This window comes from Kibdelosporangium philippinense (genome assembly GCF_021390435.2).
GTDB lineage: Bacteria > Actinomycetota > Actinomycetes > Mycobacteriales > Pseudonocardiaceae > Kibdelosporangium > Kibdelosporangium philippinense.
Genome location: NZ_JAJVCN010000001.1, coordinates 4,049,186 through 4,055,460 on the forward strand (window position 1 = coordinate 4,049,186; position 6,275 = coordinate 4,055,460).

The following is a 6,275-nucleotide window of genomic DNA, read 5'->3' on the forward strand; positions in this document are numbered from 1 at the left end:
ACTCACGAAGACCCTGCTATGGAAGTTTCTCCAGAGTGAACGTCCCAGACCCGTTCTCCTGCCCAGCGGCGTACTGGGCCAGCCGGACCTCGACCCCGGGTTCGCCGTTCACCGGCGCGATCATCGACATCGAGTGCATGTTCTGGATTCCGACCGCGTTGGACGGCGCCATGTCCTTATAGACGTAGAACCGGTGGTGCTTGTCGTTGGCTGTGCCCTTGCACCCGTCCACAAGCAGCACAGCACCGTCGGCTGTCTGCCTGTTCGGCACCTCGAGGCATCTGTCCGATTTCCTCGCAAGGAAGGCGTATTCCGGGAACTCGGCCGTCAATGGGCTGTGGCACACCCGCCAGTGCTGATGCGTTCCGTTGGTCCACGGCAACAGCATGACTTCCCGATTCGAACCGCTGAGCGCATCCTGGTTGCCTGTGCCGATTCGGTAGTAGCCCGGTTCGCAGACGAATCCCGGCGGCAGGGCTTGCACTCCAACGTTTCGACCGGACATTGCGGTTCTGGCTGGATCGCGGCTTCGCGGGTGTCCGGATCGATGTCGCGGGTGGACTGGCCAAGCACCCGGACTATGCCGATGTGGACTCGCAGACGATCCACCCGCATTGGGACCGCCCGGAAACCGAGGCGATCCACCGGCGCTGGCGCGCGGTGCTCGACTCTTATGGCGACCGCGTGGCAATCGGGGAGCTCTGGGGTTCACCGGAGCGGATCGCCTCGCGGGTCAGTCCTGGCCGGTTGCACCAGGTCTTCCGGTTCGACTGGGCCGTAGCGCCCTGGGAGTTCCTGCAGGACACGGCGGCTCAGGCGATCGAAGCGCTCGGCAAAGTCGGCGCCTTGCCGACGTGGCTGCTGGGCAGCCATGACCTGCCGCGCGTCGCCAGCCGCTACGGACCGCGCCTAGCGATGGCGAAAGCCCTGGTCACGTTCGCGCTGCCGGGTTCGGCGTGGATCTATCAAGGCGAGGAACTGGGCATGGAGAACTCGGCGGTCGACAACGGCGACCCGGGCGGGCGGGACAGCTTCCGGGCGCCGATGCCGTGGGACGCCATGCCGAACGCGCCGTTGACTGTGTACCGCAAGGCGATCGCGCTGCGTAAGCGGTTCATCGTCGGCCAGCCCTTCGAATGGTTGCCCGAAAAGCCGGATGTACTGGCATTTCGCCGCAGCGATGTGGCATGCGTGCTCAACACCGGCAAACGCGCGGTCACGTTTCCCGGTTACCCACTGCATCAAAGTGGGCCGCTTGCGGGAGACCTGCTGCCGCCGGACACCGCGGTGTGGACTGGCTTAGGTACTAGGGTCTGTTTCGAAAGTCATGGGAGCCACTCGTTGATCGCTGCGATGGTGACCGTGGTTTCGTAGCGAACGGCGAGCTTGTCGTATCTGGTGGCGACGGCTCGGTTTCGTTTGAGACGGTTGATCCCGCACTCGACAGCGTGCCGTTGCTTGTAGATCTCCTTGTCGAATGCGGGTGGTCGTCCTCCGTGTGAGCCCTTGTTCTTGCGGTTGCGGACCTGGTCGGCCTTGTCCGGGATGGTGCAGCGGATACCGCGCCTGCGCAGGTAGGCGCGGTTGGCGCGGGACCCGTAGGCTTTGTCGCCGAGCACCCGATTCGGGCGGCAGCGCGGCCGACCGCGATCCCGCCGGGGTACCCGGATACGGTCGAGCACCACCTGAAACTGGGGCGAGTCACCTCGCTGGCCAGCGGTGATCACGATTGATAAGGGCTTTTGTCCCTGCTCGACCGCCAGGTGAGTCTTGGTCGTCAACCCGCCTCGGGAGCGCCCCAGCCCGTGATCGGCCGGTTCGACCTCGACCCCGCCCGGAGACTCCTTCTGGAGATCCCCTTTTGACGCGCACCAGCCGCGTGCTGGTGCGCACGAGCCACCGTGGAGTCCACGCTGACATCCCAGGTGATCAGGCCCGCAGCGTCCGCGTCCGCCTGCAACGCGACCAGAATCCTCTTCCACGTGCCATCCCGTTGCCACCGCCGGAACAAGCCATACACCGTCTCCCACGGGCCGTAACGCTCCGGCAGATCCCGCCACGGCACACCGGTTCGAACCCGAAACCGGATCCCGTCAATAAGCTTCCGCTTCGCATGCTTCGGCGGCCTGCCAGGCTTCTTGCCCCTGGGCAGCAAGGGTTCCAGCTTCGCCCACTGCTCGTTGGTCAGATCACCACGCCCCACGAATCAAGATCATCTCAAACCTTGATCAACTTGTGAAACAGGCCCTAGTACCTCTGCCGCTTCCCTGTAGGAGGACCGCTTGCCAGAGTGACCGGGTGCGAGTTCTTCCTTCATCCCGCCGCGCCCGCAGGTGGGTGATCATCGGTGTGGTCACGGTGTTGGTGCTGGTCGGCGGCACGTTCGGGCTGCAGCAGGTGAGCAGTGCGCGGTCGTGGCAATTCTTCGGCGGACTCACCGACCGGGTGGACACCACGCAGAAGGTCGTGGCGCTGACGTTCGACGACGGCCCAGATCCCGCAGGCACTCAGCAGTTGCTGGACGAGCTCGCGCGGGCTCAGGTGCCCGCGACGTTCTACCTGATCGGCCGGGACATGGAGAAGCATCCGGACCTGGCGCGATCGATCGTCGCGGCCGGGCACGAACTGGGCAATCACACGTACTCGCACGAGCGGATGGTGTTGGTGACACCGGGTTTCGTGGCCGAGGAGGTCGAGCGGACCGACAAGTTGATCAGGGACGCCGGGTTCCATGGCGAGATCACGTTCCGCCCGCCGAACGGCAAGAAGCTGCTGGCACTGCCGTACTACCTGGACGAACACAACCGCAAGACGATCATGTGGGACGTCGAGCCGAACACCTACCCGGATGTCGACGCCAGCGCGGCACGGACCGCGCAGTACACGGTGGACCATGTGCGTCCGGGGTCGATCATCCTGCTGCACGGCATGTACGCGAGTCGTGAAGAGACTCGGCGTGCGGTCGGCCCGATTCTTGATCGGCTGAAGGCGGACGGCTACCGGTTCATCACTGTCCGCGAACTGCTGACGTATCAGGGAAAGTAGACCCGCACCACCCAGTGTAGGCCTCTACGGCCATAGACCAGCCGCGATCCGAAGTGACGCTCCAAACTGGACAGTCCATATCCGGCGCCGCGCCGTGTTGAAAGACCACGGATCCGGTTGCGGACTTCGAGGTAGACATCGTTGACAACAACGGTTGCCTTGCCGGGTCCGGCGTGCCGCAGGGCATTGGTCAACGCCTCGGCGACCACTCGGTGCGCCCATTTCGGAATCTCGGGCAGATCGTCGAGCACGAGTCCGGCCAGCCGCAAGCGTTCGACAAGTTCAGACAGGTCAGTTCCCCGGTCCGGCACCACATCGTCCCGCAGATCCTGCAACGTATGCCGGACCTCGGTCATCGCTTCCCTGCCAGCGGCAAGGATCGCGTCCACCCTGTGGCGTTCCGCCGGAGCGCAACGCCTCTGCCTGCACCAACATCACAGTGGTTGTGTGGCCCAAGGTATCGTGCAGGCGCATCGCCATCCGCTCACGGCGATGCGCGGCCGCCAGTTCCGCACGGTCGTTCAGGTGTTTCTGCCGCTCAACGCCGAGAATCCAGGCCACAACGGCAATCGCGAACGCCAGCAGGCCACCGTTGACCGGGCCCTTCACTGTGGACATGATCGTCGCGACTGCCAGAGCGGCGCTGGAACACAGCCACAGCTTGGTCGATGCGCTATAAATGCCCAGAAGCACCGGAACGTAGCCAATATTCACCCACAGACCGAGCGACACGTGGGCGACCGTCGCCGCCGTGACGATCAGCAGAACTGTTGCCGGCGCACGCCTGCGCGCCAGCAGCGGCGCGATCTGTGCTGTACCAAGCACAATGGCCAACGGTGTGGACCAAACACCGCTGCCTGAGAACAATATGGCCACCATGAACGGAATTCCGGCGTCGGCCGCCCACCTTGATCGCACGCCTTAGGTTAGAGTGGACCGATGATCCGCGTTGCGGTGGTCGACGATCACACTCTGGTCCGCGAAGGACTGGGCTTCGTCCTCAACACACACGCGGACATCACGGTCGTCGCGCAGTGTGCCTCCGGCGAGGAACTGCTTGCGCTGGCATTGGACGAGATCGACGTGATCCTGCTCGATCTCTACATGCCCGGCATGGACGGCCTCGAGACGTTACGCCAGATAGGACCGACGCCGAAGACGCTGATCCTGACCACAGTCGGCAAGGACAGGGACATCCGCCAGGCGTTGAGCCTCGGCGCGGGCGGCTTCGTACTGAAGGACTCAACCGGTTCAGAGCTCGCGACGGCCGTCCGCACAGTCCATTGCGGAATGACGGTGATCAGCCCGGCCGCGGCCACCAGCCTCTCGATTCACCAGCAGGCGCTCACGCCGAGAGAACGGGACGTTCTTTCCATGCTCGGCCGTGGACTGTCCAATCGGGACATCGCGGACGAGCTGGGACTGGCCGAGCGAACGGTGAAAGTGCACGTTGGCAACGTACTGGCGAAACTCGGCGTGCCCAGCCGGACCCAGGCGGCGCTGAAAGCCGAGACGGTACTGAACCAGGGGACGCCCGCGGGCGCCCCCTGATCAACTCAGTAAGCGGCGTCCTGCAGGACGACGCCTGTGCCGGCGACCTGCGTACCCGCGTAGTTACGCTGGACGCTGGCCTTCTCGCTGGCGTTCGGGTTGGGGTTGGTGCAGCTCACGCCGCCCGTAGAGCCGGACATCAGCGACGAGCACGGGCCGGGCTTGATGTCCGGCAGGCCGAGGCTGTGGCCCATTTCGTGGGACGCGATCCGGGTGATGTTGTAACCCTCGTCGATGGCCTGCCTGCCCATCCAGATCGTCAGGGTCTGGTTGGTGCGGACCGGGCCGAGTTGCGCCCGTGGCCAGCCAGGATCCGCGACGAACCGGATGTTCACGCGCTGGCCCGCGGTGGCCTTGCGGATCTGGACATTGGTGACGCTCGAGTTCCAGACCTGGACAGCCGCGGCGATCTGGCTCGAGTACTGCGTTGCCTGGCTGTCGCTGTAGGTCAGCTGCGTCGCCAGGATCGCCGGAGCCGCGGCGGCCGGAGCTGCGGTGAGTGGCACGGCCAGCGCGGCTGCGGCCATCACACCTGTGAGTGTGCGTCGTAGCACGACTTACTCCTCGTTTTGCAGGGGTTGGGAGTAACCACGGCGCCGGGGGTTCATACCGACGCCATAGCCCGATGTTATGACCGTGCTCAGCGCCTGCGAAACCGCCGATCGTTGCCTGGCACGATCGTGCGCATGGACAGTGCCGAAGTTTCGTTGCGAGGTTTGGCGTTGGGTGACGCGTTCGGTGAGACGTGGTTCCGCACTACCCGTACGCCGCGTGACCTCGCACCAGGCCAGTGGCACTGGACCGACGACACCGCGATGGCGTTGGGCGTGTTTCGGGTGCTCAAGCGCTGTGGCTCGATCAACCAGGACGCTCTGGCAGTGGAGTTCGCGGCCGAGTACACCCGTGATCCTCACCGGAATTATGGCGCCGCGATGCATGACGTCCTGCAGGCGATCCACAACGGCGCATCTTGGCGCTCAGTCGCTCCCCGGCAGTTCAACGGCTTGGGCTCGTGGGGCAATGGCGCTGCGATGCGCGTCGCCCCGATTGGTGCTTATTTCCCGCTTGATCAGGTGGCTGAGCAGGCCTCCCGGTCAGCGGTCGTGACGCACGCACACCCGGAGGCTGCCGCGGGAGCTGTGGCCGTCGCTGTGGCGACAGCGTTGTCAATCAGCGGCGTGACGGGCGCGGACATGCTGCCCGAAGTGATCTCGCGGGTGCCGAACGGCCTGGTCCGCGAGGGTCTGCGGCGAGCTGAGCGCATCGGGTTCGAGGTCGATCCACGCAACGCGGCAGGCTCGCTCGGCAACGGCAGCAAACTGTCCGCGCCTGACACCGTGCCGTTCGTGGTGTGGAGCGCGGCAAGACACCTCGACGACCTGGTCGAGGCCCTGTGGGACACGGTTGTCGCAGGCGGGGACACAGACACGAACGCCGCGATGGTCGCCGGAATCATCGCGCCTCGAACAGGCCTGAACAGCGTGCCAAAAGAATGGTGGCACGCCGCCGAGCCTCTCCCCCTCTAATCCCCGTGTCCACCGTTCCAGCACACCGTGTCCACCGTTCCAGCACACCGTGTCCACCGTTCCAGCACACCGTGTCCACCGTTCCAGCACACCGTGTCCACCGTTCCAGCACTCCGTGTCCACCGTTCCAGCACACCGTGTCCACCGATCCAG

The 6,275-nt window shown here is 64.9% G+C and carries 9 protein-coding genes; 4 read left to right on the top strand and 5 right to left on the bottom strand.

The window, feature by feature from the left end; all coding sequences use genetic code 11:
• Positions 1-16: 16 nt before the first annotated feature.
• Positions 17-505 (bottom strand): RICIN domain-containing protein, encoded by a 489-nt coding sequence (locus LWC34_RS18725; protein ID WP_233726321.1) that lies wholly within the window; start codon positions 503-505, stop codon positions 17-19.
• Here LWC34_RS18725 and LWC34_RS18730 point away from each other — a divergent pair.
• Positions 505-1,374, top strand: coding sequence for an alpha-amylase family glycosyl hydrolase (locus LWC34_RS18730; protein WP_233726322.1), 870 nt, complete (start codon positions 505-507; stop codon positions 1,372-1,374). The two genes, LWC34_RS18725 and LWC34_RS18730, sit on opposite strands and share 1 nt — an antisense overlap.
• On the opposite strand, the gene LWC34_RS18735 is transcribed toward LWC34_RS18730, so the two are convergent.
• Positions 1,326-2,203, bottom strand: a protein-coding gene (locus LWC34_RS18735; RefSeq protein ID WP_233723324.1) for an IS5 family transposase whose coding sequence is annotated in 2 segments (ribosomal slippage) — positions 1,326-1,862 and positions 1,865-2,203 — 876 coding nt in all. Because the reading frame shifts where the segments join, the coding sequence is not laid out codon by codon here. The genes LWC34_RS18730 and LWC34_RS18735 overlap by 49 nt on opposite strands.
• A 95-nt stretch (positions 2,204-2,298) precedes the next feature.
• On the opposite strand from LWC34_RS18735, the gene LWC34_RS18740 reads away from it, so the two are divergent.
• Positions 2,299-3,045: a polysaccharide deacetylase family protein gene (locus LWC34_RS18740; protein WP_233726323.1), complete on the top strand. Its 747-nt coding sequence runs from the start codon at positions 2,299-2,301 to the stop codon at positions 3,043-3,045.
• Here the strand turns inward: LWC34_RS18740 and LWC34_RS18745 are convergent.
• Both LWC34_RS18745 and LWC34_RS58105 read right to left on the bottom strand, forming a co-directional pair.
• Positions 3,033-3,356: a sensor histidine kinase gene (locus LWC34_RS18745; protein WP_233726324.1), complete on the bottom strand. Its 324-nt coding sequence runs from the start codon at positions 3,354-3,356 to the stop codon at positions 3,033-3,035. The genes LWC34_RS18740 and LWC34_RS18745 overlap by 13 nt on opposite strands.
• Positions 3,337-3,963 (bottom strand): sensor histidine kinase, encoded by a 627-nt coding sequence (locus LWC34_RS58105; RefSeq protein WP_233726325.1) that lies wholly within the window; start codon positions 3,961-3,963, stop codon positions 3,337-3,339. Before LWC34_RS58105 ends, LWC34_RS18745 begins: the two co-directional genes overlap by 20 nt.
• Before the next feature lie 21 nt (positions 3,964-3,984).
• On the opposite strand from LWC34_RS58105, the gene LWC34_RS18755 reads away from it, so the two are divergent.
• The gene (locus LWC34_RS18755; protein ID WP_233726326.1) at positions 3,985-4,596 is read left to right on the top strand and encodes a response regulator; all 612 of its coding nucleotides are present in this window, start codon (positions 3,985-3,987) and stop codon (positions 4,594-4,596) included.
• Positions 4,597-4,601: 5 nt separating this feature from the next.
• On the opposite strand, the gene LWC34_RS18760 is transcribed toward LWC34_RS18755, so the two are convergent.
• Positions 4,602-5,150 carry a snapalysin family zinc-dependent metalloprotease gene (locus LWC34_RS18760; RefSeq protein ID WP_233726327.1) on the bottom strand — a complete coding sequence of 183 codons (549 nt, stop codon included), beginning with the start codon at positions 5,148-5,150 and terminating at the stop codon, positions 4,602-4,604.
• Positions 5,151-5,282: 132 nt separating this feature from the next.
• Between LWC34_RS18760 and LWC34_RS18765 the strand changes: the two genes are divergently transcribed.
• Positions 5,283-6,122 carry an ADP-ribosylglycohydrolase family protein gene (locus LWC34_RS18765; protein WP_233726328.1) on the top strand — a complete coding sequence of 280 codons (840 nt, stop codon included), beginning with the start codon at positions 5,283-5,285 and terminating at the stop codon, positions 6,120-6,122.
• The last annotated feature ends 153 nt before the right edge of the window (positions 6,123-6,275 follow it).